A 24,676-nucleotide genomic window follows, 5' to 3' on the forward strand; every position below is an offset into this window, starting at 1 on the left:
TTCTTTACACTGAATGAAACTTTTCGGAGTTGCCTGCGTCTAATACTATGTTTTGTAAAATGAACGTGGCAAATAATTCTGCCGTCCTGTAGAGGGCGGTTGCGTTTTTGCGGGGAATATAAGGTGAAGAAAGAAAGATAACGCCTTATACACTACAATTGGGAGCAGAAGGAGTCGTACAATGAATTTGAAAAAAATGATCTTAGTGGCAGTATTGGCCGTTTCACAAACCGCAGCAGCGGTTCCGGCCTTTGCAATTCCTGCCAGCACACAAAGTATCACAGGCAATGTTGCCGCAGCGGTGAATACCACGCAGACGGTTGTAACACAGGAGGAGCCCTCGGCTACAGATCCATTGCCTCCATTAGTTACTGAGGCGCCTGCAGGTACAGTTACGCCAACACCAACACCGATCCCGGCAGCAACAGCAGTTCCTGCAGCGACAGCAGTTCCGATAGTGCCGGCAGCAACACCAACACCACTTCCGGCAGTAACCCAGGCTCCTGTTGATGGTGTTGTGCCAACAGATGCTGCTATTCCAACGGCAACTCCGCTTCCTGGCAGTACTCAAGTGTTGCAGCCGACAACAACTTCAGGTCTGACCACTTCCGCCACTGGCGGCGGTCAGCTCATCCTGATGATGAACAGTAACAAAATGTACAGAAACGGTACACCGTATACTGCCAACCAGCCGATGGCTGTCAAGAACGGGGTCTCGTATGTATCGATCCGTGCAATGGTGGAAATGGTCGGAGTAAGCTATACCTACGACTACAAAACCAAGGAAGTTATCGTTACTAAAGGCACCAGTATTATGCGCTTCAAGACCGACAGTAAGATCTATACGGTAAATGGCGCCAAGAATACTATGAAAGGCCCGGCCTACCAGTTCAAAGGCACCTTCATGGTTCCTTTAACCTCCATTACCTATGCGCTGAATATTCCTTATACGGTGGACAATGTGCAAAAGCGAGTCATTCTTACGCTGAACACGAAGCCGACAGCATCCTTTACAGTCCAACCAACTGAGATTTATGCAGGTCAAACGACTGTGAATTATGTTACTTCGTATTCTTCACCGAATGGTACGCCGATGGCTGAAGAACAATGGGGCGGCAACAAACTGGATATGTACGATCAGCCGGGATTCTATACCGTAACTTATTCTGTGCGTGATGCGAATAATTTGTGGAGTGATCCTTACTCTGTAACGATCCAGGTGCTGCAGCCAAATCAGCCGCCTGTGGCCCAGTTCACGACTGATAAAGATGAATACAAAATGGGTGAGCCGGTAATTCTGACAGATACCAGCTATGACCCTGAGTATGAAGAATTAACGACCACCTGGAGCAACCGTGGCCTGGCCTATTTCAACCCCGGTCCTACGTCCATCCAGCTGACAGTAACTGATAAGCATGGTCTTAGCAGCACTTTTGAGAAGACCATTAACATTACAAGCGAACAACTGTATACCCAGGATGAAGTAGCGAAGCTGTTCACTATTCCAGGGGATGTTCTGACGTTTGACGGCGGATTGATCCCGGGACTTCCTAACCTGCCGTACAATCTTTCATCTGACAGTTATACGCTGATCCGCAGTAACAGCCCTGAAACGGTTAATACCGAGGGTGTGCTGTACCGCGAGACTTCCGTAGGGAAGACACGTTTCCTGGTACACCATATGAACAATATGACTACACGACAGAAGCTGTATGTGATCGCCACGAACAACGGCATATATCCGGCGACGATTACGACCGAATACTCAGGTATTGCCGGTCCGGTAACTTCTCCGGAATATACAGGCAGAATTTCGATTCAGAAATACTACAATTCCATGATTACAGGTTCAAGTGCATCCCAAATCGTCCTGCAGCCGGGACAAAGTGTGCCGATCCTGACAGATCTGAACAAGATTGCCATGAAACCGAAAGAGGTGCTCTCACTCAGCGCCGATCTGATTAGTGATTATCCTATTCTATATAATGTGGTAATGGTTGAGCAGACTAAAGATCCGGTAGCTTTGCTGCCGACACTGCCAATTCTTGACCGCGACGGTGTGCATAACCGGGGAACGTATCCGGATTCAACACGCATCATCAATGTGACTGATGTTGTAGGCACAACGCAATCCAAGCTGATCCTGGGGGATAATAAAAATGACCTCAATCTGATTGGTATTGATCCGATGACTGGAACAGAGGCTTCTAATTCCGGCAACTTCGGTGTACTGTACAAAATCGTTCTGGACCGTGTGGCAGCGAACACACTGATCACCTTCAACCCGCGTGGAGGTAATTATCTGGGTTCGTTACTGGTGAACGGAACGATTGTGAATCTGCCGAACAAGGGAAGCTTGTCCAGCTCGGACATGAATGCAGTAGTCTTCCGTACCGGCGAATATGAAGGTCCGGTCGATATTACCTTCTCCGTAGCTTCCGGCAGCAATCTGCCTGTAAACTTTGTGTTTACTCCGCTTCCGGCCAAAAAATAAATATAACTTCAATGCAAATGCAAACGGCAGCGTTCCTGAGGGGACGGCTGCCGTTTTTTTTAGTGTGAAATCATGGAATATACGCTTCAGCTTTGCGGCGTTATTTTGCGCTATGCACCTGCAGGAATATGGAGAAGGCTGCAGGACAGGCACACTTCATTGACGGGGCAGTACTTTTGGGGCATTATAAAGAGAGTGCAATACAAACGACCTATGTTATGGGAGATGAGCGAATGCTGTCGACAGAACAAATACTGGAAGCCATGTCGGGGCAGGGACTGCGAATCACCGATCAGCGCAAAACGCTTGCCAGGTTATTCGGCGAGAATACGGGATATTTGTCTGCGAAGGATGTATATGAGCATATGGGCCGCAAATACAGCGGACTCAGCTTCGATACGGTCTACCGCAACCTGCGTGTCATGGAGGAGCTTGGTGTGCTGGAGCAGATTGTCTTTGAAGACGGCGTCAAATTCAAAGCAAGCTGCAGTCAGGACCACCATCATCATCATATGATTTGTCTTCAGTGTATGAAGACTTACCCGATTCATTTCTGTCCGATGAATTTAACAGATACACCGGATCAATTCCGGGTGGTCAAGCATAAATTTGAGGTGTTCGGTTACTGCAAGGACTGTGAACAGGGCCGCGAAGAAGAGTCCGCCGTAGCTGCTCACGGCAAAGAAGGCCGCTGAATATGGCTACCTTAAGAAGAACAGTCCAGGCACCAATCCGGGTCTACCGCAGGTTCATATCGCCGCTTAAGCCGGCAACCTGCCGGTTCTATCCGACTTGTTCAGCCTATGCGCTTGAAGCTATTGAGGTCCATGGACCGCTGAAGGGTTCATGGCTGGCTGCAAGGCGGATCGCCCGCTGCCATCCTTTTCATCCGGGAGGGCTGGACCCGGTGCCGCCGCGCAAAGAGCAATCACCAGGAGATAAGCCTGTTCATACGACTTGACATGAGCCGCTGTGATGGGTATATTTTGAATAATAAGCAATATTCCGAGGAACGGATGAGTAAATGTGGACAACCATTACAGAGAGCCGGGGCTGCTGGAAGCCGGTATGGGATGCCAGATTGAATATGGTCCGGGAGGAACTGTGTTCGAGCGGGAGCCTTATAGTTGCGGCTTGCGTAAGATAACGGCGTGTTCCAGCGTTAATGGACAGTTCCGCAAGGGACTGGCGAAGCCTGTGCTCTGTGAGGAGCCGGGGAACTTTGGGTGGTATCGCGTGAGTTTACTCTCGCCCCATATAGGGGCGGGAGTTTTTTGTGTCAAAATATAAGAATGTATTTGCTGCGCAAGATGACTTTTCCTTCTATTTCTCGCTGAAACGGTACCGTCCTTATAAAAGGACGGCAAAGCCGCTTCCACTTGATATGAGAAGGTATAACGAAGGGATGACAATGTAATGAGTGAGAACAAAACCTTTTATTTAACTACACCGATCTATTATCCGAGCGATAAGCTGCATATCGGACATGCGTATTCAACGGTGGCCGGTGATGCGATGGCCCGCTACAAGCGTCTGCGCGGCTATGAGGTCCGTTATCTGACTGGAACGGATGAGCATGGGCAGAAGATCGAAGAGAAGGCTGGCAAGGCCGGTAAGACCCCTCAGGAGTTCGTTGACGGAATTGTCGTAGGTATTAAGGATCTGTGGCGCAAGCTGGATATCTCCAATGATGATTTCATCCGTACCACCGAGGAGCGTCACAAGAAAGTGGTGGCGGATATTTTTGACCGCCTGCTGAAGCAGGGCGACATCTACAAAGGGGAATACGAAGGCTGGTACTGTATTTCGGATGAGACCTTCTACACCGAGACACAGCTGGTGGACATTGAACGGGATGCTGACGGCAATATTACCGGCGGCAAAAGTCCGGATAGCGGACATCCGGTTGAACTGGTCAAGGAAGAAAGCTACTTCTTCCGCATGAGCAAGTATGCCGACCGCCTGCTGCAGTTCTACGAAGAGAATCCGGAATTCATCCTGCCGGAATCGCGCAAGAATGAGATGATTAACAACTTTATCAAGCCGGGCCTTGAGGATCTGGCCGTATCCCGTACGACCTTTGACTGGGGCGTTAAGGTAAAAGGTGATGAGAAGCATGTAGTGTACGTATGGATTGATGCACTTACCAACTACATTACGGCTCTCGGCTATGGCTCGGAAGACCGCAGCCTGTATGATAAGTTCTGGCCTGCGGATGTGCACATTGTCGGTAAGGAGATTGTCCGTTTCCACACGATCTACTGGCCGATCATTCTGATGGCGCTCGGTGAACCGCTGCCGAAGAAGGTGTTCGCGCACGGCTGGCTGCTAATGAAGGACGGCAAAATGTCCAAATCCAAAGGCAATGTCGTTGATCCGGTTACTTTAATCGACCGCTATGGTCTGGATGCCCTGCGTTATTATCTGCTGCGCGAAGTTCCGTTCGGTTCGGATGGAACCTTCACACCGGAGAGCTTCGTGGACCGCATCAACTATGATCTGGCCAACGACCTGGGCAATCTGCTGAACCGGACCGGGGCGATGGTAGAGAAATATTTCGCCGGTGAGCTTCCTGCTTATGCAGGCCAGGTGACGGCATTTGACGGGGAACTGGAATCGGTAGTGCAGAGCACCTATGTCAAAGTAGAAGAAGCGATGGAGAAAATGGAATTCTCCGTAGCCCTGACCGCGATTGGCGCTCTGATCAGCCGGACGAACAAATATATCGACGAAACCCAGCCATGGGTACTGGCTAAGGATGAGAGCAGAACCGGCGAGCTGGCTTCGGTGATGAGACATCTGGTCGAGGGACTGCGCACCGCGTCCATCCTGCTGCAGCCGTTCCTGACCGGGGCTCCGGCGAAGATCTGGGAGCAGCTGGGCATTCAGCCGGGCGAGCTGACCACCTGGGAGAGCGGCAAATCATTCGGCCTGATTCCAGCGGGAACCAAGCTGGCCAAGGGCGACCCGATCTTCCCGCGCCTGGACGTGGCGCAGGAAGTGGCGTACATCGCCGAAGCGATGGGAGCCGGTAAGCCTGCAGAAGCAGCTGCGGAAGCTGCGCCTGCAGGGGCTGCTGTGACGCCGGATGCGGCAGCTGCCGATCCGGAGGAAGAGGAGCATAAGGAAGAAATCGGCATCGACGATTTCGCCAAAGCAGAGCTGCGCGTAGCCCAGGTCATCGCCTGTGAGCCGGTGAAGAAGGCGGACAAGCTGCTGAAGCTGCAGCTCGATCTTGGATACGAGCAGCGCCAGGTCGTATCGGGCATTGCCAAGTTCTACACACCGGAAGAGCTGGTGGGACGCAAGGTGATCTGCATCGTGAACCTGAAACCGGTGAAGCTGCGCGGCGAGCTGTCGCAGGGGATGATCCTGGCAGCCTCCAAGGGCGACCAGCTGACGATCGCCACCGTGCCGGACAGCATGCCGAACGGTGCCATTGTGAAATAAGACAAGCTGCATAGTTGAATGATCTGAACGATCCCCGTGTGCTTTAATGCAGCGGGGATTGTTTTAGTGTAAATAGAGAATATTCGTTATTAGGTGCTGCTTAAGCATAAGCGGCTTCAGTCTAAGTACCGGGAGGCTGGCTGTAAGATCAGAGTTGACTTATCGTAACGATTACTATTATAATTCTCATAGTAAATTTTACGATTTAAGGGGACGATAGAGAAATGTTATATAGAAGCTTGCATAAGGGGCTTTTACTCGTTGTTACCATACTGCTGCTAATGATGCTTGCCGCATGCGGTCCTAAGAGCAGCGGAAGTATCGTCGAGGGAAAAGTGAATGTCATCACTACTTTTTATCCTATATATGAATTTGCCAGTGAAATCGGCGGGGAAGATATCAACGCGATCAATCTGCTTCCGGTGGGGGTAGAGCCGCATGACTGGACGCCGCGCAGCCAGGATATTATTAATACCTCGAAGGCACAACTGTTCCTGTATAACGGAGCAGGACTGGAGGGCTGGGTGCCCAATTTCCTCAAGAGCCTCGACAGTGACAGTGAAGCCAAGGCTGTAGAAGTCAGCCAAGGGGTTGATCTGATTAAGACCGACGAGGAAGACGGTCATGATCATGGTCATGAGGAGGAAGAAGCAGAACACAGTGATAGCCTGCACACGGACCCGCACACCTGGGTAAGTCCGAAGTCGGCGCTCGTGATGGCGAAGAACATCAAGGAAAGCCTGCAGTCCGTTGATCCTGAGCATTCCGCAGGTTATGAAGAACGGTACCAGAAGCTGGTAGAACGCTTGAGTACGCTCGACAGCAAGTTTACCGAGGAACTGGGCAAGCTGCCGAATAAAGAGATCGTAGTCTCTCATCAGGCCTTCTCGTATCTGGCGCGTGATTATGGTCTGTCACAGCACGCTATTATGGGGCTGTCACCGGATGCCGAACCAAGGGGGCAGGATCTGCTCGATCTGGCGGCATTGGTCAAAGAAGAGGGAATACGCTACATTTTCTTCGAAGAACTGGTATCCGACAAGCTGGCTAAGACACTGGCTGGTGAAACCGGCGTGTCCACGATGGTGCTGAATCCGGTAGAGGGTCTGACTGAAGCCCAGGAGAAGAATGGCGACAACTATTTCACACTAATGGAGAAAAATTTGCAAAATCTCATTCTGGCTTTACAATAATAAGGAAAGTATAAGTTGAAAGGTGGTACTTCACATGCAACCGGTATCCCTGGACTGCCATCAGCATATGATCGAAATACAGGATTTGTCCTTCTCCTATGGCGAACAGAAGGTAATCTCCAATCTGGATTATACAGTGAAAGAACGCGATTTCTTGGGCATCATTGGTTCCAACGGCGCCGGCAAGACTACGCTGCTCAAGATGATTGTCGGTCTGCTGCCTGCTACCAGCGGGGAGATCAAATTATTCGGCCAGCCGGTCCGGAAGTTCAAGGACTGGGAACGGATTGGTTATGTTCCGCAGAAGAATGCCTTCAATCCGCTGTTCCCGGCTACCGTGCGTGAAGTGGTATTGTCAGGCCTGTACAATAACAAGAATCTGATCCGCCGCGTATCCAAAGCCCAGCACCGCCAGTGTGAGGATGCGCTTGAAGTGATGCGGATTCAGGATATCGCGGAGAAAAGAGTAGGCCAGCTGTCCGGCGGCCAGCAGCAGCGGGTCTTTCTGGCCCGCGCCCTGATCAACCATCCGGATCTGCTGATCCTCGATGAGCCTACCGTCGGCATTGATGCCGAGACGCAGGCCGGATTCTTCGACCTGATAATGCATATGCATGCCCATCACCACATGACCTTCCTGATGGTGTCGCATGACATTGACATGATTAAGAACTATCTCGGCAACGAGCCGGTGCAGAAGAACGGCAAGATCAATTTTTATTGCCGCCATTCTCATGATGTTCAGGACTGCGTTGTCGATAACCTGCAGCATACACTATCTTGAAAAAAGGGAGCGCAGAGGTGTTTCAGACATTCTGCAAATTAGCTTCTCATGCTTCCTAAAGATAGCTGTATTTCGTACAGTTATTTTTAGATTGTAGGCGCGGATTTAAGCTATAACTGTAGTTTGTACACTTATATTTGCGGAAAACAGGCGATAATCCGCTTACTCCTCTTTATAATTGTATGAAATACACTTATTTTCCTGATCTGGTTCTAAATAAGAGAAATAGTTGTACAAAGTACATTTAAACGGCTTGATTCCAACGGACAAGGCTCTTCTGCCCTGCTCTTAGTTGTCCCCTGGGTCGTCCATTGTACAACATCGGACGGCCTGGTCTTTGAACTTGTTTGTAAGTTTCTTTGAAGTTAAATGTGCAGATAAATCCGTCAATAGTATAGCGTATCCCGCAGGGAGGAAAAGCGGTCCTACCTCAACGTCCCTAAGCAGCGAAAGTCCGCCGTCCCACGCCAATTGCACTTAAACGGGTGTCCAGAGGGCAGAGCCCTTGGGGCCCTCCCTTGGAAGGGAGGGTTTGGGTGGGATCGAAAGGTTTGGGATCGAAAGGTTTGGGATCGAAAGGTTTAGGATCGAAAGGTTTAGGATCGAAAGGTTTGGGATCGAAAGGTTTAGGATCTAAAAGGTTTTTGATCGAAAAGGTTTTGATCTAAAGGTTTTGATCTAAATTCTCGATAAGGTTTGATCATAAAAGGAGAAAAATATCTTGGAAATTCTATTTAGTGACTTTTTCCAGCGGGCGCTGGCCGGCGGCCTGATGATTGGGATTACCGCGCCGCTGATAGGCGTGTTCCTGGTGCTGCGGCGCCTGTCGATGATCGGAGACACGCTGGCCCATGTGACCATCGCCGGGGTGGCGCTTGGCTTCCTGACGGGCTTCTACCCGCTTGGAGCGGGGCTGATCTTTGCCGTAGTGGCCTCGTTTGCGATTGAGAAGCTGCGCAAGGCATACAAAAGCTACGCCGAACTCTCCATTGCCATCATCATGTCGGGCGGGGTGGCGCTGGCTTCGCTTTTTTTCACCCTGGGCAAAGGCTATAATGCGGATGTAATGAGTTACCTGTTCGGCAGCATTTATACGCTGAATAACACCGATCTGATTGTAGTAGGTATCGTTACCATTGCGGTTGTGGTTGTAGTTTCGCTGTTCTTCAAAGAGTTCTTCCTGCTCAGCTTTGAGGAGGATGCAGCCAGTGTCAGCGGACTGCCGGTGAAGCTGCTTAATATGCTGATAACCGTGTTGACCGCGCTGGTAATCAGTACGGCGATCAAAATTGTCGGCTCGCTATTGGTATCTGCACTCCTGACCATTCCTGTGGCGATCAGTTTGCTGCTGTCCCGAAGCTTCAAGTCTTCAGTCATCCTGTCCGTGATTATCGCTGAGATCGCCGTAGTCGGCGGACTTGTCATTGCCGGTGTGTGGAATCTGGCTCCCGGAGCCACCATTGTTCTGCTCCTGATTGCACTGCTGACACTAACACTGATCGGCAAAAAAGGCCTGCCAGCCTAAAGGCTGAAGCATCCAGCGGCCTAACTACATATGCTTGAATACTGCCTTCGTGAACTGAACCCGAGTAGGGAAGGAGAGATGCGCCAGTGTCCAACCTGAATGCAGGAATCGCTTTTGCCGCCGGAGTGGCGTCGTTCATATCGCCTTGCTGTCTGCCGCTCTACCCGTCCTATCTATCTTATATTACCGGATTATCGGTGCAGGAGCTGAAGAGTGGGGGGAACAGCAAAGAGGTCCGTTTCCGGACCCTCTCGCATACGCTGGCCTTTATATTGGGCTTCTCGGCTGTGTTCTATACCTTTGGTTTCGGGGCCGGACTGTTTGGTGAATTCTTCAACGGCCAGCGGGATCTGATCCGCCAGTTGTCGGCTATTCTGATTATTGTAATGGGGCTGTTCCTGCTCGGTATTTTTCAGCCGCAGTTTCTGCTCCGGGAGCGCAAGCTGGAGCTGAAATGGAAGCCTGCGGGATATCTGGGCTCGTTTATCTTCGGCATCGGCTTCTCAGCGGGCTGGTCACCGTGCATCGGCCCCATTTTGACGGCGATTATTGCCCTTTCTGCCAGTGATCCGGGAACCTGGTTTACGTTAATTACGGCTTACAGCATCGGGTTTGCGCTGCCGTTCTTCGGACTTGCTTTTTTCCTGGGCGGCGCGCGGAAGATCCTGAAATATTCCAATCTGCTGATGAAGCTTGGCGGCACACTGATGGTGTTCATGGGCATTCTGCTGTTCACCGACCAGATGTTCCGGATAACGATCTGGCTGCAGGGGGTTACGCCGGAGTGGCTGATTTTCTAAGTCTAAATGTTAAGTGAAATAATCAATAGCCGCTTCCGGAAAATGTTCAAAAATCCGCTCTGTGATGAATTCGCGCAGGGCGGTTTGCTGTTCATCAGGGTAGACATATTTGTTCTGGCCCCACTTGCCCCATTTCTTCTTGCGCTTCTCGATATCCATCTCCAGCTTGGATTTCGGATAACGTTTCTCGATCACGGTTTTGGCCGTCTTGGTGAACCTGTGCTGGATCATTTCAAAAGTAAGACCCTTGCCAATTCCCGGCGGCAGCGTACGGGCCAGCTTCTCCAGCAGCTCGGCATATCCTTCTTCCCAGCCGTCATGCCAGATGATCGGAGCGATGATGAAGCCAAGCGGATAACCGGCACGGGCAATCTGACCGGCAGCCTCAATCCGCTCCTCGAACCGCGAGGTGGCTGGCTCGAAATTCTTAATTACATAATCGGCGTTCACGCTGAAGCGTACGCGGGTATGGCCGTTATGCTTTAGTCCAAGCAGAGGCTCCACATGCTGGTACTTTGTCACGAAGCGCAGCCGTCCGAGCGGCTCTTCGGCCATGAATTCGATCAGCTCGGTCAGTGAGCCCGTGATATGCTCCAGCCCCAGCGGGTCCGAGGTACAGGCAGCTTCGAAGGTGGTAATCTCAGGGGCACGCTCGCCGATATATTTTTTGGCCGCATCGATGATGTCTCCAGTGTTTACATATACACGGATGTAAGGCTTGGAACCCAATGTAGTCTGAAGGTAACAATAATGACAGTGGCCCATACAGCCGGTGGCAATCGGAATCGCATAATCGGCAGACGGCTTGGACTGGTCAAAAGTCAGCGTTTTGCGGAGACCGACGACAAGTGTTCTTTTAGCGATTTTGTATTGCTCCACTTCGGTTTCGCCGGGCAAATTGGTGATCCGGTTATGCGAGGTGGTCATACGGAAGGGAATGTTGCGGGCCTTGACCCACTCCATAATCCGCTCCCCTTTGGGATAATTCAAGGCATCCGGTTCGAAAAAAACCAGCTCCGGAATGAAGAGACCCGTCGGCTTCCGCGGTCTTTTGGCAGGAGGGCGTTCAGGGGTGACTACGTTCATGAATTCACGCTCCTTATAGATGAGGATACCGTTATTGTGCCGTTAAGCGGGTGAATGAAATCATGGTAAACATCGCTAAGCGGAGAAGCGGCTGACCTGTAGGACTTGCCAAGGAGCGGCAGAAACATGTATCATTGTTAGAGCAAGGCCCGGCCCCATCGCCACGCTCAATATAGAAAAGAGGTAAAGTTAATGCCAACACCCAGCATGGAGGATTATTTGGAGCGCATATACAAGCTCATCGATGAGAAGGGTTATGCGCGGGTCTCGGATATTGCCGAGGGACTGGAAGTACACCCCTCCTCTGTGACCAAGATGATCCAAAAACTGGATAAGGACGAATATCTCATCTATGAGAAATATCGTGGGCTTGTCCTAACAAGCAAAGGAAAAAAAGTGGGAAAACGTCTTGTGGACCGCCATCAGCTGCTGGAGGAATTCCTCGGGCTTATTGGAGTTCAGCAAGAACATATTTATAAGGATGTTGAAGGCATTGAGCATCATTTGAGCTGGGATTCTATCACCCGGATCGAGACACTAGTGGAGTACTTCCGCCGGGATGAAGCGCGTCTGCAGACCTTATACGATATTCACCATGAAATGGTCAGTGATTCATAATTTTGGCTGTTTTTGTTTGATTAGCGCAACCTTTCCAGTTTTATTACGTCAAAACGGATACCGTTCCTTTTTCACCTAAGGAAGGACTCCGTTTACTAAAGAAACGGCCTTCTCCCTGATTCAAGGACGAGAAGGCCGTTTCTTTGTTATATCACTACAACATTTGGGAGGAATTATGAATTACCGTAAATGGATATTAGGGTTGCTGGTGGTTATGCTATGTCTGCCTGTGTGGACAACCGGTGCACGTGCTGCTTCGGTGCAGATTACCATTGAACTGGATGGAGAGAGCTTAAGCACGGATGTTCCGCCTTATATTACGCGGACCAATGTTACCATGGTCCCTGTCGGGGTAGTCAGTAAAGGACTAGGTGCCGGTGTGGTCTGGGATCAGGCCAGTAAGACGGCTACAATCAGCAAGGGGAATAATGTGCTGAAGCTGACAAGCGGAAGCAAAAGTGCAATCGTTAACGGTGCTTCAGTCCCTCTGGATACCTCTGTGCAGATTACACAGGGCAGAGTAATGGTGCCGCTGCGGTTTGTCAGCGAGCAGCTCGGGCTGCAGGTAGTCTGGAATCAGGCTGCGAAGCATATTGCCTTATATTCAAATGTAGAGATTGGCGGGCCGTCTACACCTTCGACACCGTCTGTTCCGACAGTGCCGACACCATCCGTGCCAACGCCTGTAGTGCCGGCACCGTCCGTGCCAACGCCAACCGTACCTTCCATTCCCGGGGCCAAGACCGGAAAGGCGATGAAGGGCGCGTGGGTGTCCACCGTATTTAATCTGGACTGGCCGTCAACGGCTTCGGCCGGTAATGCGGACAAGCAGAAGAAAGAGTTCGACAGCATGCTGGACAAGCTGCAGGCTGCCGGTTTCAATAGTGTATTCGTACAGGTCAGACCCGCCGCAGATGCCCTGTATTCCTCGCAGCTGGTTCCCTGGTCCAAGGTGCTTAGCGGTACCCAAGGGAAGGAGCCCGGCTATGATCCGCTCCAGTATATGGTCAGCAGCGCCCATTCACGTGGCATGCAGCTGCATGCCTGGTTCAATCCGTTCCGGGCAACTACCGATGCCTCCACTACAGGGCTTGCCGCCAATCATGTGGCCAAGCTGCATCCAGAGTGGATCGTCAAAGCTGACAGTAAGCTGTACATAAATCCGGGTATTCCGGAAGCGCGGCAGCATATCATTGATACCGTAATGGAAGTGGTCAGAGGGTATGACATTGACGGTGTGCATCTGGATGATTATTTCTATCCTTCCAACGTAACCTTTGCCGATGATACGGCATTCAAGACCTACAACTCTCAGGCAATTGCCACCAAGGGAGACTGGCGCCGGGATAATATCAATCAGTTCATCCGGCAGCTGGGTGCAGAGATTCATGCGGTGAAGCCGGCAGTTTCGTTTGGCGTCAGCCCCTTTGGGGTATGGCGCAATAAAAAGGCGGACAGCTCCGGCTCGGATACCACGGCAGGCGTGTCTGCATATGATGACATGTATGCGGATGTACGCACATGGATTAAGAGCGGCTGGGTCGACTATGTGGCTCCGCAGATATACTGGAGTCTCTCTTTCAGCGCCGCCCGTTATGACAAGCTGGTCGACTGGTGGGTGAACGAGGTCACTGGCACTGACGTCAAGCTGTATATCGGCCTGGCCTCCTACAAAGTAGGGGATACCAAACAAACCGCGGAATGGCAGAGCGGCGATCAGATTATCAACCAGCTGAAATATAACGAGAAATACGATGAGGTTTCCGGCAGCATTCTGTTCCGGGCCAATGATATTGTGGTCCGTGATCCATTTGGCCTGGCCAGCCTGCTCAGCTTTTATTTCAAATCATAGTCAGTCATGAATAGTCCCCCGTGCTCATAGATAAGCAATAAGATCTATGGAACGGGGGACTCTTAGGTATGGAGATTAACGCAGTTTTTGAAGGCGGAGGCGTGAAGGGGATTGCGCTCGCAGGTGCGGTGGAGGCAACGGAGCGGGCGGGCCGGACCTTCAGGAGAGTAGCCGGAACCTCTTCAGGCTCCATTATTGCTTCGCTGCTGGCCGCCGGTTATAACGGGGAGGCGATGAGCCGGATTATCAGGGAGACGCCCTTCACATCCTTTCTCAAGCGCGGAGCGCTATATAACACCGCTGTAATAGGACCGGCAATCCGTGTGCTGATCAAAAAAGGCCTGTACTCGGGCCAGGCTCTGGAATCCTGGATCCGCGGCATTCTGCTGAAGAAGGGAGTGGTTACGTTCAGCGATCTGCCGCGCGGCAGGCTGACCGTTATCGCTTCAGATATTACTAACGGGAGGATAGTCGTCTTGCCGGATGATCTGGAGCTCTACGGGATTTCACCGGAGTCCTTTGAAGTCGCCAAGGCTGTGCGGATGAGCTGCAGCATTCCCTACTTCTTCGATCCGGTGATGCTGCGGCTGAACGGAGAGGCAGCCCGGAGAAAATCTTTTGCCGAGCAGTTTGTGTATATGGTAGACGGGGGGATGCTCAGCAATTTTCCGCTGTGGCTGTTTGATGAGAAGAAGGATGGCTTCCAGTCCCCAGAGCGGCGTACGCCCACGGTGGGCTACCAGTTGATCGGTAAGACACAGCCGCAGCCTCACCGCATTACCGGGCCGTTCAGCATGCTTCAGGCCATGGTAGGGACGATGCTCTCTGCCCATGATGAACGTTATATTGAGACGGATAAATTCGTACGCACTGTCAAAATTCCCACGCTGGGCATTTCCACCACCCAGTTTCATATCTCCCCGGAACAGAGTGAGGCGATCTATACTGCGGGGCTGACGGCCGGAGCGGATTTTTTCAAAAATTGGCGGCCGCCGCTTAGTACCCGTCCATATATTCACCCGGTCTAAACGCGCCGGATCTGAATTATAACCAAAAAAGGCATCCCGCATGTCGTAATGACAATGCGGAGATGCCTTTTGTTGCTTGAATCTTAGCGGATAGCCTGGAGTTTCAATGATATTTGGGAAGCTGGTCGTCGTTCTTACCCTTGCTGCCTTCAATCACCTGGAATGGATAGGTTTTACGCTTGCCCGGTGAGGCGGCCTGGGTTTTGCGGATACCCGCAACCTTGGACATCGTCTTGGCCGAAGGCTTGACTTTGGTGCGCGGCCGGCCGGGACCGCCGTTTGTTCTGCCGGGAACGATCTTGTACGCATAATACAGCAGCGCCAGCAGGACTAGCGGAAGAATAAAGATAGATAGGGCAGCAAGGCCGCGTATCATAAATTCCGTTACCAGCCCCCATGCTGCGAGAGCTATTGAAATCCAAAAAATCAAAGCATGTCTGATCATGGGCTAATCATCCTTTCGCAGGATCCAAAATGCCGCCTGACACACTTGCCTCCGAATATCCTCTTGCTTCAATTGCGGCATCCAGCTCCCGCATCCGGTTGAACGAGGCGATGGACACCTCAACCATATCGTCTTTAGGTTCTTTGGTCGTCAGCAGCTGCAGCCACAGACCCGGATACCCCAGATACTTGAGCCCGGGAATATCTCTCACGGCATTGGTGCCCTTCAGCACCTCAAAGGAGATCCCGATAACTACCGGCAGGAGAATAATCCGCTGCAGTACCCGTTCCATAAGATTATCCCATGGGACAACAGAGTAGATAATCACACCGAGGATAATGGTCAGCATCATGAAGCTGCTTCCGCAGCGGTAATGCAGACGGCTGTATTTCTGTACATTCTTAACAGTCAGTTCTTCGCCGGCTTCAAAAGCACTGATTACCTTATGCTCGGCACCGTGATACTGGAACAGCCGTTTGATCACAGGAGTCTGTGAAATCGCAAACAGATAAACGAGCAGGAGAATCAGCTTAATGCCGCCTTCAACAAGGTTGTGCAGAATATAGTTATCAAATGCATTCTTGAATAAAAAATCTTCTACGAATACCGGCACCAGTGTAAAAATAATCTTGCCGAAAAGGAAAGAAAGAATACCCATGACAGCTACGCCGAAAATCATACCGAGGCTCCAGCCTTCATCTTTCTTCTTGTCTTTATCTTTCTCTTTCTGCTTGGCAAGCTCTTCAGGCTCTGTCTCATCCTCGGCATAGGATTCCGCCGAATAATTCAGGTGCTTCGAGCCTTTGGCGCTGGAATCTATAATACTGACAATGCCGCGAAGCAGCGGAATCTTGCGCAGTTTAAGGACCCAGCTCTTATCGCTCTTCGGCACCTCCAAAAATGTGATTTCCTGATTCTTCCTTCTTACGGCTGTTACGTTGATATGCTTGCCGCCGAACATGACGCCTTCAATGACGGCTTGGCCGCCGTAACTGGGAGTTTCCTGGGACAACCAATTCACCTTCCCGTATTTTAATGTGATTTATATAATACATTGTAACTAATTTTTAAGCACATTACTAGTTGGATTGCCGTTTGCTGTACATACTAGTCTATAGAGAGCGGAGTGGAAACCGGATTAACCCTATATTGAAAGTGAGGCTGCTCTATGAGTTCTTCCAACAAGCAAAAGTCAGTCCATACGAATCCGTTTTATTTTGCCATTGAACTGGGCTTTTTCGCCGGCATCATCTGGGGAGGAGCCCGCTGGCTGATGTATGTCCTGCATTTCACCAAGGTGATTCCGGGATTTTTGGCGGAGCCCTTCTTTAAACATGAATTTTTGGTGTCGCCCGCCGGGCATCTGCTCGGATATTTATCCTTTATCGTCTTCTCGGTGATCGTTTCCCTGATCTATGTGCTTATCTTCCGCAAGCTGAAGGGGCCTTGGCCGGGTATGATTTACGGTGTGCTCTGGTGGTCGGCCCTGTTCCTTGCCGGCTCCTGGCAGTTCCTGATGCAGCCGCCTTTCAGACTGCCCTGGAACTCTGTAATCAGTGAATTTTGCCTCTTTTTGCTCTGGGGATTATTCATCGGATATACGGCGGCGATTGAGTACACCGATGAGCGGAAACGGGAGCAGCAGACAAAGCTGGCTTAAGCGTCCGAAAAAACTTCTCAGGTGGCATGCCACTATGTTAAAATACAATGTGGCTATTTCGAGAGGAGAATGAAAATGAGCAACAAGCGCGTCTCCAAGCTGCGTAAGGTTTTGCAGGAACAGGGACTGGATGCGATGTTAATTACCAGCGGCTATAACCGCCGCTATTTGAGCGGATTCACCGGCTCCTCCGGTTATGTGCTGGTTACCGGTGATGACAGTTATCTGCTGACTGACTTCAGGTATATGACACAGGCCTCGGAACAGGTAAACGGCCTGAAGGTTGTTCAGCATGCTTCGAAATTCATTGACACCGTACGCGAGCTGCTGCCGCAGGGCGGACAAGTCCGGGTTGGATTCGAGCAGGATGATGTAAGCTTCAGCGCGTACACTGCCTATGCGGCGGCTCTGCAGCCGGCTGTTATGGTGCCGGTATCCAAAGCCGTGGAGAATCTGCGCATGTTCAAGGACGAAGAAGAGCTGGCTGTCATGCAGCGGGCGGCCGATCTGGCCGACGCCACGTTCAGTCATATCCTGAATGTGATCAAACCAGGCATGACTGAACGTGATGTCGATCTGGAAATGGAATTCTACATGCGTACCCATGGTGCAACCTCGTCTTCATTCGATACGATCGTTGCTTCCGGCGAACGCTCGGCCATGCCGCATGGCGTAGCCAGCAGCAAGATCATCCAGAACAATGAATTCGTAACCTTCGATTTCGGCGCTCTGCTGGACGGATACTGCTCCGATGTAACACGTACGATTGCTCTGGGATCGCCGGATCCCAAGCTGAAGGAAATCTATGATATTGTGCTTGAAGCGCAGCTGCATACGCTGGCACATATCAAGCCGGGCATGACCGGCCGCGAATGCGATGCCCTGGCCCGTGATATTATCACCCGTTACGGATACGGGGAGTATTTCGGCCACAGCACAGGCCATGGCCTGGGCATGGAGGTTCATGAATCTCCGCGTCTGTCCAAGCTTGCCGATGAAATTATGGAGCCGGGCATGGTTGTTACCGTTGAACCGGGAATTTATCTCTCCGGCCTCGGCGGCGTGCGGATTGAAGATGATATTGTCATTACCGAAAGCGGCATCGCGCTGCTGACACATTCGTCTAAGGAATACACGGTACTGTAAGACAAACTTATTCAGTTAATTCATCGATTCCAGGAGGGATTTTTAGTGATTTCAGTTAATGATTTCAAGACAGGCTTGACCGTAGAAGTAGAAGGGGATATCTTCACCGTCATTGATTTCCAGCACGTGAAGCCGGGTAAAGGCGCGGCATTCGTCCGCTCCAAGCTGAAGAACCTGCGTAACGGCAATACCGTTGAGCGTACATTCCGTGCAGGCGAAACAATCGGCCGCGCGATCATCGAGAACCGTGGTGTACAGTACCTGTATGCCAGCGGTTCTGAGCATGTATTCATGGACAACGAAACATATGACCAGTTCGAGTTGACTGAGAAGCAGCTGGAGTGGGAGCTTAACTTCCTGAGAGAGAATATGACGGTAAATATCGTCAGCTACCAGGGTGAAATCCTCGGGATCAACCTGCCTACAAGTGTTGAACTGAAGGTTACTGAAACAGAACCGGGCGTTAAAGGCAACACGGCTCAAGGTGCAACTAAAGCGGCTGTTCTGGAAACCGGACATACTGTACAGGTTCCATTGTTCATTAATGAAGGCGATGTTCTCCTGATCGATACCCGTGAAGGTAAATACATCTCCCGCGCGTAGGAGCTTACGTAGCTCCGGATTCAACGTTATTCAAGACGGCCTCCCCGCAGTATGCGGCGGAGGTTTTTTGTACAGCTTCAGCTGAATATAATTTGCCGTGCCAGGCATAGAGGAATGGCCATGTTCGGAAAATTGGGCGCTTTTTTTGTGAAACCATTAACGCATGTTATGATTTTCGTATTATACTGTGTTAAAGCGAAAACCAAATAAAAGCTACTACTTACAGCGAAATAGGGAGTGAATGGGACTTTGTCACTTTATGTCATGAAATTCGGAGGCAGCTCCGTCGGCGATATTGAACGTATGAAGCGTGTCGCCAAGCGCATCGCAGATAAGCAGGATGAGGGACATCGCTGCGTTGTGGTTGTGTCCGCTATGGGGGATACAACAGATGAACTGATCGATCAGGCAAAACAGCTGAACGGGCAGCCTCCCGCACGGGAAATGGATATGCTGATGACTACGGGGGAACAGATCTCTGTAGCGCTTCTGTCCATCGCTCTTCATGGAATCGGGCGGAATGCTGTATCCTATACAGGCTGGCAGGCCGGGTTCCGAACCGATGAGACCCATGGCCGTGCGCGGATTAGTGAAATCGTTCCACGCCGTGTTCTGGAGTCGCTGGAGCGTGAGCAGATTGTTATCGTTGCCGGGTTCCAAGGGATGACACTGGACGGTGAGATCACCACACTGGGCCGCGGAGGTTCGGATACAACGGCGGTTGCGCTGGCTGCTGCGATCAAAGCGGATGTCTGCGAAATCTATACCGATGTAGACGGCATCTATTCCACAGACCCGCGTATTGTGAAGACAGCGCGGAAGCTGAAGGAAATCTCGTATGACGAGATGCTGGAGCTGGCTAACCTCGGTGCAGCTGTGCTGCATCCGCGTGCAGTGGAATATGCCAAACGATATCAAGTGAAGCTGGTCGTCAGATCGAGCTTTAACCATAATGAAGGAACTGTTGTGAAGGAGGAAGCAAGTATGGAGCAGGGTGTAGTAGTTAGCGGCATCGCGTATGACAAGAATGTGGCCCGGATCAGTATTCTGGGAGTTCCGGATGTTCCGGGTGTACTCGCCCAGGTCTTCGGCAAGCTGGCCGAAGAGGGTGTGGACGTCGATATTATCGTACAGAGCGGCGTTCAGAATCAGACCGCAGACTTCTCCTTTACCGTAGCCCTTAGCGATCTGGAGAAGGCTAAGCAGGTCATTGAAGGATTGCACAGTGTGCTGCCGTACCGTGAAGTGACTTCCGAGGATAGTCTGGTCAAGGTGTCCATTGTCGGCGCCGGCATGGTCAGCCATCCGGGGGTGGCGGCCCAAATGTTCGAGGTGATCTCGAACGAAGGTGTGAGCATCAAGATGGTCAGCACCTCCGAGATCAAGGTTTCCTGTGTCATTGAATCCGGCAATTTGCAGCAGATTATTCAGGCGCTGCACACGGCTTATAATCTCGACACCGCAGAGCAGGCCTTCGTCGGAGGCCCGCAGGACCGCCGCTAAGCTTCTGGTCTATAATTCTGTAGCATGACAATATCAGGGATGTTTCTTTGGCCGGAAGGCTGGAGGGCATCCCTGTTTGGCGTCTGCGGCAGGTGAGCCCTAAACTGATTTGGGGCTTGAGCGAAAAACCGAATACTTTGTGCCAATGATAGGGTAGATGAGCCGAATGTATGCGAAAAACCGAATACATTGTGGCATCGATAGGGTAGATGAGCCAAATGTATGCGAAAAACCGAATACATTATGCCATCGATAGGGTAGATGAGCCGAATGTATGCGAAAAACCGAATACATTGCGCATCGATAGGGTAGATGGGCTAAATGTATGCGAAAAACCGAATACAATGCCCCATCGATAGGGTAGATGAGCCAAATGTATGCGAAAAACCGAATACAATGCGCCATCGTCAATGTAAAGCGGATAATGTGTAGCACAAAGACACAAAGACACAAAGACACAAAGACACAAAGACACAAAGACACATCCTATTAATAACCAACAATCATTAGTCAAAAAGAGTGCTGTTCCCCGCGCGAGCGGAGAGCAGCACTCTTTTTGCATAGTAAATGTGGCTAGCAACGGTATAGGCGATATGCTTAATTGTACTTTGTACAACTAAATCGTCTGATTTACTAGCGATTATCCATATAGTTGTATTTCGTACAATTAAACTGACTTTGTACCTTGATTTCCGCCCACTTGGGCAAATTTAGTTGTACGGAATACAGTTATAAGATGTTCGCATCCCTTTTCGCTGGTTTTAATTGCACATTATACAACTATCCTCGTTTAACTCAACCGTCTGAACCGGCCCATAATCTCCACAGTCTCCAGCACGTTGACGAAGGATTTCGGATCTGTCTCAAGAATGGTCTTGCGCAGGTCAGCCAGCTCGTAGCGGGTAGTTACCGTCATCAGCATCGTATTGCCTTCATGACTGTATCCGCCCTCCGCATTCACGACGGTGACGCCGTGCGGCAGACAGGTCAGGCGGTTCAGCATTTTCTCCCGCTCCTTCGTGACAATGAAGCAGGTCAGCTTGACGTGGCGGATGTGGATCATGTCGACTACACGGCTTTTGACGAAAATACAGAGCATAGCGTACAGCGCCGAATCCCAGCTTTTGAAGAAGCCCAGACTTAAGATTACCAGACCGTCCATCACGAACAGTACCGTTCCCATGGGAATGTCCCGTTTGCGGGTAATAATGGAGCCCAGAATATCGAATCCGCCGGAAGATCCCCCCGCACGCAGCGAGAAGCCGACACCGCCGGCAATGATCACACCGCCGAAGATACTAGCCAGAATCGGGTCCTTGGTAAGCTTCACCACAGGGATGATATTCAGGAACCAGGTCGTGGAGATAACCGACAGCATGCTATAGCAGATGTATTTCTTCCCCACGGCTACGAAACCCCAGATCAGGATCGGCAGGTTAATGGCGAAATAATACAGCGAGATATACTTAGGATTCGTTAAGTAGCCAATAATGGATGCCGTCCCTGCCACGCCGCCGCTGAGCAATTGATGCGGAATCAGGAACAGCCGGAGCCCGCCCGCTACCAGAAAGGCTGAAAAAATGATAACGGCTACTTCTTTTACCTGTCTGGCTACTGTTCCCGATACGAGCGGTACTACGAAATTACGAACTTGCATGACTGTGATCCCCTCTTTTTCCGATGTCTTTATCTACATTTCTGCGGCGCTCGGACCTATTCCAGAAGCAGTTAGGAAGGCTTAGTTTCTCCAGCAGCCTGCCCTTCTATTTTCCAGAGCTCCATTTTTTTGCACGCGCAAAATTAATTTTATCATACCGATGATATTTTTTTATAGAGGAGAGCACTATGATTTCTTTCACACCTGCTAAAATCTCTGCTAGCTTCCTGCATTTCTTCTTGTCTAAAGTGGACAGCTTCTGCATATCCATGGATAACAGCTTGTTTATTGCGCAGCGGATTCTTTGGTATCCATAGATTTGTACAAGGGAGTTGAACAGTTTGGACAAGTATGTGAGCTGGATGGCGGGACTTCGGCTGCTGTCAGGCAGTGTGGAGATTGCTGCTGCACTGATTATGCTGAGGCTGAACCAGGTGGATAAGGCGCTTGCGGTTAATTCCGGGCTGGCGCTGGTCGGGCCGACAATCCTTATTCTGACCACAGCGGTCGGCCTGACGGGGATGGCCCAGCAGCTGTCGTGGGGCAAGCTCGGCTGGATCGGCTGCGGCGTGGCCTTTCTCTTAATCGGCATTCTGAAGAAATGATAGATGATAGTCATAAAGTACAAGTACAAGCATAAATATGGAATAAAGCTATTAAGTAGAGGACAACTTGGGGGTACTTTGTATGGCTAATGATTGGCTTCTATTGTTTCCCGAAAAAGTAAGAGCGCTGCTCGGCGGCCTCCCCGCTGCGCTCCTGGACAAGGTGGAGGAAGTGCGCGTCCGTGAAGGACGGCCGCTAGAGATTAATTACTCCGGCAAATATCATTTTGTCGGCGTGGACGGCAGTCTGACACAGCTTCCCGTTGAAGCCTACAAGCCGGACCGGGAGGATACGCACCGGCTGCTGGACCTGATCAGCAATCATTCGCTGTATACGATGGAAGAGGAGCTGCGCAAGGGCTTCATCACGATTCCCGGCGGGCACCGCATCGGCTTATCCGGCCGGACGGTCTTAAGCGGCGGGGGGGTTGAGCATCTCCGCGATATTACCGGCTTCAATGTGCGGATTGCCCGTGAAGTGCACGGGCTGGCAGACGGCGTGCTGCCTTATCTGCTGGACCGGGGACGGCAGCGGATTATGCATACGCTGATCCTCTCGCCGCCGCAGCATGGCAAGACCACGCTGCTGCGCGACCTCGCCAGGCAGATCTCGGCCGGAGGGCAGGGCGGCCGCGAGGGCAGCCGCCCCGGTCTCAAGGTCGGCATCGTCGATGAACGCTCGGAGATTGCCGGCAGCCGCCGCGGGATTCCCGCCTTCGACGTCGGCCCGCGCACGGACATCCTGGACGGCTGTCCCAAAGCGGAAGGCATGATGATGATGATCCGCTCGCTGTCGCCCGACGTGCTGATCGCCGATGAGATCGGCCGCGTGGAGGATGCGGATGCAGTAACCGAGGCGCTGCACGCCGGCATCACGGTAGTCGCTTCCGCGCATGGCAAGGAAGTGTCCGAGCTGGCCCGCCGGCCCGGCCTTGGCGGTCTGCTGGAGCACCGGATGTTCGAGCGGTATGTAATCCTGCACCGTTCGGAGTCAGGCCTGTCCTTCCGCATCCTGGACGCCCAGAAGCGCGGGCTGCTGCTGATCTCTCCGGAAGAGCGGATAGGCGGTGACCGGCATGCTTAAGCTGCTCGGGGCAGTGCTCATCGTGCTTGCGGGCACGCTGGCCGGCTTCAAGCGGGCTGCCCAGTATGCTGACAGGCCCCGGCATATCAGAGGCCTGATCGCAGCGCTGCAGCGGCTGGAGACGGAGATCCAGTACGGCTATACCCCGCTGCCGGAGGCGCTGCGCCGGATCGGGATGCAGAGCAAGGAGCCGCTGAGAGCATTCTTCCTCACCGCAGCGGAAGAGATGAGCCCGCCGCATAACTGCAGCGCCGAGGAAGCCGTGCAGCGGTCCATGGAGATTCACTGGAGCAGCGCTTCCCTGAAAGGAACAGAGAAGGAAATTTTCCGGCAGCTCAGCTGCACACTCGGAACCAGTGACAGATCGAATCAGAGCACGCATATTGCACTGGCTTTACAGCAATTGAAGCAGGAAGAGACAGCGGCCAGAGAAGATCAGGGCAAATATGAAAAAGTGAGCAAAAGCCTGGGTCTGCTGCTTGGAGCATTGATCGTCATTTTGATCTTTTAGCGAGGTGCCAGGAATGAATATTGAAGTCAACGCGATCTTTCAGATTGCCGGCATCGGCATCATTATCGCCATGATCCACACGGTGCTTAAGCAGATGGGCAAAGAGGACATCGCCCACTGGGTAACAATTGTCGGTTTTATCATCGTGCTGTTCATGGTCATCCGCATGCTGGACGGACTGCTTCAGGAAATCAAAACGATCTTTCTTTTTCAATAGGCTGGGGTTATGGAAATCATTCAAGTAGTGGGAATAGGAATTCTGTCGACCGTCCTCATCCTTGTCCTGAAGGAACAAAAGCCGATGTTCGCTTTTCTGCTGACTACTGCGGCAGGCATACTGATTTTTCTGTTCCTGATCGGCAAGATCGGAACGATTCTCGGCACGCTGGAGCGGGTGGCAGAATCCTCCGGGATGGAAATGATCTACATCAAAACCGTGTTTAAAATCATCGGTATTTCGTATATCGCGGAGTTCGGGGCACAGATCGTGCGCGATGCCGGACAGGAATCGATCGCTTCCAAAATCGAGCTGGCCGGCAAGGTGCTGATCATGGTGCTGGCCGTACCGATTATAAGCATCATTATAGAAACGGTAATGAAGCTGCTGCCTGCATGAGATTCAGACGGAGTAG

Annotated in this window: 24 protein-coding genes; 20 read left to right on the forward strand and 4 right to left on the reverse strand. The window is 51.4% G+C overall.

Features of this window, described 5'->3' with window-relative positions; translation table 11 throughout:
- The first annotated feature begins 181 nt into the window (after positions 1 to 181).
- From MHI42_RS31990 to MHI42_RS32025, 8 genes are all read left to right on the forward strand, one after another.
- Positions 182 to 2,494, forward strand: coding sequence for a stalk domain-containing protein (locus MHI42_RS31990; protein WP_342421805.1), 2,313 nt, complete (start codon positions 182 to 184; stop codon positions 2,492 to 2,494).
- Between the two features lie 233 nt (positions 2,495 to 2,727).
- Positions 2,728 to 3,189: a Fur family transcriptional regulator gene (locus tag MHI42_RS31995; protein WP_039295454.1), complete on the forward strand. Its 462-nt coding sequence runs from the start codon at positions 2,728 to 2,730 to the stop codon at positions 3,187 to 3,189.
- A gap of 2 nt (positions 3,190 to 3,191) precedes the next feature.
- Positions 3,192 to 3,455 carry a membrane protein insertion efficiency factor YidD gene (gene yidD / locus MHI42_RS32000; protein ID WP_039295456.1) on the forward strand — a complete coding sequence of 88 codons (264 nt, stop codon included), beginning with the start codon at positions 3,192 to 3,194 and terminating at the stop codon, positions 3,453 to 3,455.
- Between the two features lie 455 nt (positions 3,456 to 3,910).
- Positions 3,911 to 5,944, forward strand: a complete 2,034-nt coding sequence (gene metG / locus MHI42_RS32005; RefSeq protein ID WP_342421806.1) for a methionine--tRNA ligase — start codon at positions 3,911 to 3,913, stop codon at positions 5,942 to 5,944.
- Positions 5,945 to 6,168: 224 nt separating this feature from the next.
- Positions 6,169 to 7,137, forward strand: coding sequence for a zinc ABC transporter substrate-binding protein (locus MHI42_RS32010; RefSeq protein ID WP_342421807.1), 969 nt, complete (start codon positions 6,169 to 6,171; stop codon positions 7,135 to 7,137).
- Between the two features lie 34 nt (positions 7,138 to 7,171).
- The gene (locus MHI42_RS32015) at positions 7,172 to 7,921 is read left to right on the forward strand and encodes a metal ABC transporter ATP-binding protein (protein WP_042138751.1); all 750 of its coding nucleotides are present in this window, start codon (positions 7,172 to 7,174) and stop codon (positions 7,919 to 7,921) included.
- Between the two features lie 721 nt (positions 7,922 to 8,642).
- Positions 8,643 to 9,446 (forward strand): metal ABC transporter permease, encoded by an 804-nt coding sequence (locus MHI42_RS32020; RefSeq protein WP_042138749.1) that lies wholly within the window; start codon positions 8,643 to 8,645, stop codon positions 9,444 to 9,446.
- An 86-nt stretch (positions 9,447 to 9,532) separates the two neighbouring features.
- Positions 9,533 to 10,246: a cytochrome c biogenesis protein CcdA gene (locus MHI42_RS32025; RefSeq protein ID WP_342421808.1), complete on the forward strand. Its 714-nt coding sequence runs from the start codon at positions 9,533 to 9,535 to the stop codon at positions 10,244 to 10,246.
- Positions 10,247 to 10,255: 9 nt separating this feature from the next.
- On the opposite strand, the gene splB is transcribed toward MHI42_RS32025, so the two are convergent.
- Positions 10,256 to 11,332 carry a spore photoproduct lyase gene (gene splB, locus MHI42_RS32030; protein ID WP_171716778.1) on the reverse strand — a complete coding sequence of 359 codons (1,077 nt, stop codon included), beginning with the start codon at positions 11,330 to 11,332 and terminating at the stop codon, positions 10,256 to 10,258.
- A 192-nt stretch (positions 11,333 to 11,524) separates the two neighbouring features.
- On the opposite strand from splB, the gene mntR reads away from it, so the two are divergent.
- The 3 genes from mntR (at position 11,525) to MHI42_RS32045 (ending at position 14,830) form a co-directional block, all read left to right on the forward strand.
- Entirely contained in the window at positions 11,525 to 11,950 is a 426-nt protein-coding gene (gene mntR / locus MHI42_RS32035; protein ID WP_039295471.1) for a transcriptional regulator MntR, read from the forward strand.
- A 175-nt stretch (positions 11,951 to 12,125) separates the two neighbouring features.
- Complete coding sequence (locus MHI42_RS32040; RefSeq protein WP_342421809.1) at positions 12,126 to 13,802, forward strand: family 10 glycosylhydrolase; 1,677 nt, start codon at positions 12,126 to 12,128, stop codon at positions 13,800 to 13,802.
- 68 nt (positions 13,803 to 13,870) lie between these two features.
- Entirely contained in the window at positions 13,871 to 14,830 is a 960-nt protein-coding gene (locus MHI42_RS32045) for a patatin-like phospholipase family protein (protein WP_342421810.1), read from the forward strand.
- Positions 14,831 to 14,933: 103 nt separating this feature from the next.
- On the opposite strand, the gene MHI42_RS32050 is transcribed toward MHI42_RS32045, so the two are convergent.
- Together MHI42_RS32050 and MHI42_RS32055 are read right to left on the reverse strand one after the other, a co-directional pair.
- Positions 14,934 to 15,275 carry a hypothetical protein gene (locus MHI42_RS32050; RefSeq protein ID WP_039295475.1) on the reverse strand — a complete coding sequence of 114 codons (342 nt, stop codon included), beginning with the start codon at positions 15,273 to 15,275 and terminating at the stop codon, positions 14,934 to 14,936.
- Between the two features lie 7 nt (positions 15,276 to 15,282).
- Complete coding sequence (locus tag MHI42_RS32055) at positions 15,283 to 16,287, reverse strand: DUF1385 domain-containing protein (RefSeq protein ID WP_039295477.1); 1,005 nt, start codon at positions 16,285 to 16,287, stop codon at positions 15,283 to 15,285.
- 156 nt (positions 16,288 to 16,443) lie between these two features.
- Here MHI42_RS32055 and MHI42_RS32060 point away from each other — a divergent pair, with 156 nt between their 5' ends.
- The 4 genes from MHI42_RS32060 to MHI42_RS32075 all read left to right on the forward strand — a co-directional run bounded on the left by MHI42_RS32060 (position 16,444) and on the right by MHI42_RS32075 (position 20,187).
- Positions 16,444 to 16,935 (forward strand): YqhR family membrane protein, encoded by a 492-nt coding sequence (locus tag MHI42_RS32060; RefSeq protein WP_171716775.1) that lies wholly within the window; start codon positions 16,444 to 16,446, stop codon positions 16,933 to 16,935.
- 75 nt (positions 16,936 to 17,010) lie between these two features.
- A complete protein-coding gene (locus tag MHI42_RS32065; protein ID WP_042138741.1) occupies positions 17,011 to 18,081 on the forward strand; it encodes a Xaa-Pro peptidase family protein in 1,071 nt (356 codons plus the stop codon).
- 45 nt (positions 18,082 to 18,126) lie between these two features.
- On the forward strand, positions 18,127 to 18,684 hold the full coding sequence (gene efp / locus MHI42_RS32070; RefSeq protein WP_039295482.1) for an elongation factor P: 558 nt from the start codon (positions 18,127 to 18,129) through the stop codon (positions 18,682 to 18,684).
- 249 nt (positions 18,685 to 18,933) lie between these two features.
- Positions 18,934 to 20,187, forward strand: coding sequence for an aspartate kinase (locus tag MHI42_RS32075; protein ID WP_039295541.1), 1,254 nt, complete (start codon positions 18,934 to 18,936; stop codon positions 20,185 to 20,187).
- Positions 20,188 to 20,977: 790 nt separating this feature from the next.
- Here the strand turns inward: MHI42_RS32075 and MHI42_RS32080 are convergent.
- Positions 20,978 to 21,844, reverse strand: a complete 867-nt coding sequence (locus tag MHI42_RS32080) for a YitT family protein (RefSeq protein ID WP_076245612.1) — start codon at positions 21,842 to 21,844, stop codon at positions 20,978 to 20,980.
- Positions 21,845 to 22,206: 362 nt separating this feature from the next.
- Between MHI42_RS32080 and MHI42_RS32085 the strand changes: the two genes are divergently transcribed.
- From MHI42_RS32085 to spoIIIAD, 5 genes are all read left to right on the forward strand, one after another.
- Positions 22,207 to 22,449: a YqhV family protein gene (locus tag MHI42_RS32085; RefSeq protein WP_039295545.1), complete on the forward strand. Its 243-nt coding sequence runs from the start codon at positions 22,207 to 22,209 to the stop codon at positions 22,447 to 22,449.
- 82 nt (positions 22,450 to 22,531) lie between these two features.
- A complete protein-coding gene (gene spoIIIAA / locus MHI42_RS32090) occupies positions 22,532 to 23,533 on the forward strand; it encodes a stage III sporulation protein AA (protein ID WP_342421811.1) in 1,002 nt (333 codons plus the stop codon).
- Positions 23,526 to 24,044, forward strand: a complete 519-nt coding sequence (spoIIIAB, locus tag MHI42_RS32095; protein ID WP_039295486.1) for a stage III sporulation protein SpoIIIAB — start codon at positions 23,526 to 23,528, stop codon at positions 24,042 to 24,044. Before spoIIIAA ends, spoIIIAB begins: the two co-directional genes overlap by 8 nt.
- Before the next feature lie 13 nt (positions 24,045 to 24,057).
- Positions 24,058 to 24,261, forward strand: a complete 204-nt coding sequence (gene spoIIIAC, locus MHI42_RS32100; RefSeq protein ID WP_020426549.1) for a stage III sporulation protein AC — start codon at positions 24,058 to 24,060, stop codon at positions 24,259 to 24,261.
- A 9-nt stretch (positions 24,262 to 24,270) separates the two neighbouring features.
- Positions 24,271 to 24,660: a stage III sporulation protein AD gene (spoIIIAD, locus tag MHI42_RS32105; protein WP_039295491.1), complete on the forward strand. Its 390-nt coding sequence runs from the start codon at positions 24,271 to 24,273 to the stop codon at positions 24,658 to 24,660.
- The last annotated feature ends 16 nt before the right edge of the window (positions 24,661 to 24,676 follow it).

The organism is Paenibacillus sp. FSL E2-0178, from assembly GCF_038593005.1.
Lineage (GTDB): Bacteria > Bacillota > Bacilli > Paenibacillales > Paenibacillaceae > Paenibacillus_AQ > Paenibacillus_AQ phytohabitans.

Excerpts from the sequence above, each read along its gene's own strand:
- MHI42_RS32015 (WP_042138751.1), top strand. The coding sequence starts at position 7,172 with ATGCAACCGGTATCCCTGGACTGCCATCAGCATATGATCGAAATACAG.
- MHI42_RS32085 (WP_039295545.1), top strand. The coding sequence starts at position 22,207 with ATGGCGGGACTTCGGCTGCTGTCAGGCAGTGTGGAGATTGCTGCTGCA.
- spoIIIAB (WP_039295486.1), top strand. The coding sequence starts at position 23,526 with ATGCTTAAGCTGCTCGGGGCAGTGCTCATCGTGCTTGCGGGCACGCTG.
- mntR (WP_039295471.1), top strand. The coding sequence starts at position 11,525 with ATGCCAACACCCAGCATGGAGGATTATTTGGAGCGCATATACAAGCTC.
- spoIIIAD (WP_039295491.1), top strand. The coding sequence starts at position 24,271 with ATGGAAATCATTCAAGTAGTGGGAATAGGAATTCTGTCGACCGTCCTC.
- MHI42_RS32080 (WP_076245612.1), bottom strand. The coding sequence starts at position 21,844 with ATGCAAGTTCGTAATTTCGTAGTACCGCTCGTATCGGGAACAGTAGCC.
- spoIIIAC (WP_020426549.1), top strand. The coding sequence starts at position 24,058 with ATGAATATTGAAGTCAACGCGATCTTTCAGATTGCCGGCATCGGCATC.
- MHI42_RS32045 (WP_342421810.1), top strand. The coding sequence starts at position 13,871 with ATGGAGATTAACGCAGTTTTTGAAGGCGGAGGCGTGAAGGGGATTGCG.
- metG (WP_342421806.1), top strand. The coding sequence starts at position 3,911 with ATGAGTGAGAACAAAACCTTTTATTTAACTACACCGATCTATTATCCG.
- spoIIIAA (WP_342421811.1), top strand. The coding sequence starts at position 22,532 with ATGGCTAATGATTGGCTTCTATTGTTTCCCGAAAAAGTAAGAGCGCTG.
- MHI42_RS32050 (WP_039295475.1), bottom strand. The coding sequence starts at position 15,275 with ATGATCAGACATGCTTTGATTTTTTGGATTTCAATAGCTCTCGCAGCA.
- MHI42_RS32065 (WP_042138741.1), top strand. The coding sequence starts at position 17,011 with ATGAGCAACAAGCGCGTCTCCAAGCTGCGTAAGGTTTTGCAGGAACAG.
- MHI42_RS32040 (WP_342421809.1), top strand. The coding sequence starts at position 12,126 with ATGAATTACCGTAAATGGATATTAGGGTTGCTGGTGGTTATGCTATGT.
- MHI42_RS31990 (WP_342421805.1), top strand. The coding sequence starts at position 182 with ATGAATTTGAAAAAAATGATCTTAGTGGCAGTATTGGCCGTTTCACAA.
- yidD (WP_039295456.1), top strand. The coding sequence starts at position 3,192 with ATGGCTACCTTAAGAAGAACAGTCCAGGCACCAATCCGGGTCTACCGC.
- MHI42_RS32010 (WP_342421807.1), top strand. The coding sequence starts at position 6,169 with ATGTTATATAGAAGCTTGCATAAGGGGCTTTTACTCGTTGTTACCATA.
- MHI42_RS31995 (WP_039295454.1), top strand. The coding sequence starts at position 2,728 with ATGCTGTCGACAGAACAAATACTGGAAGCCATGTCGGGGCAGGGACTG.
- MHI42_RS32060 (WP_171716775.1), top strand. The coding sequence starts at position 16,444 with ATGAGTTCTTCCAACAAGCAAAAGTCAGTCCATACGAATCCGTTTTAT.
- splB (WP_171716778.1), bottom strand. The coding sequence starts at position 11,332 with ATGAACGTAGTCACCCCTGAACGCCCTCCTGCCAAAAGACCGCGGAAG.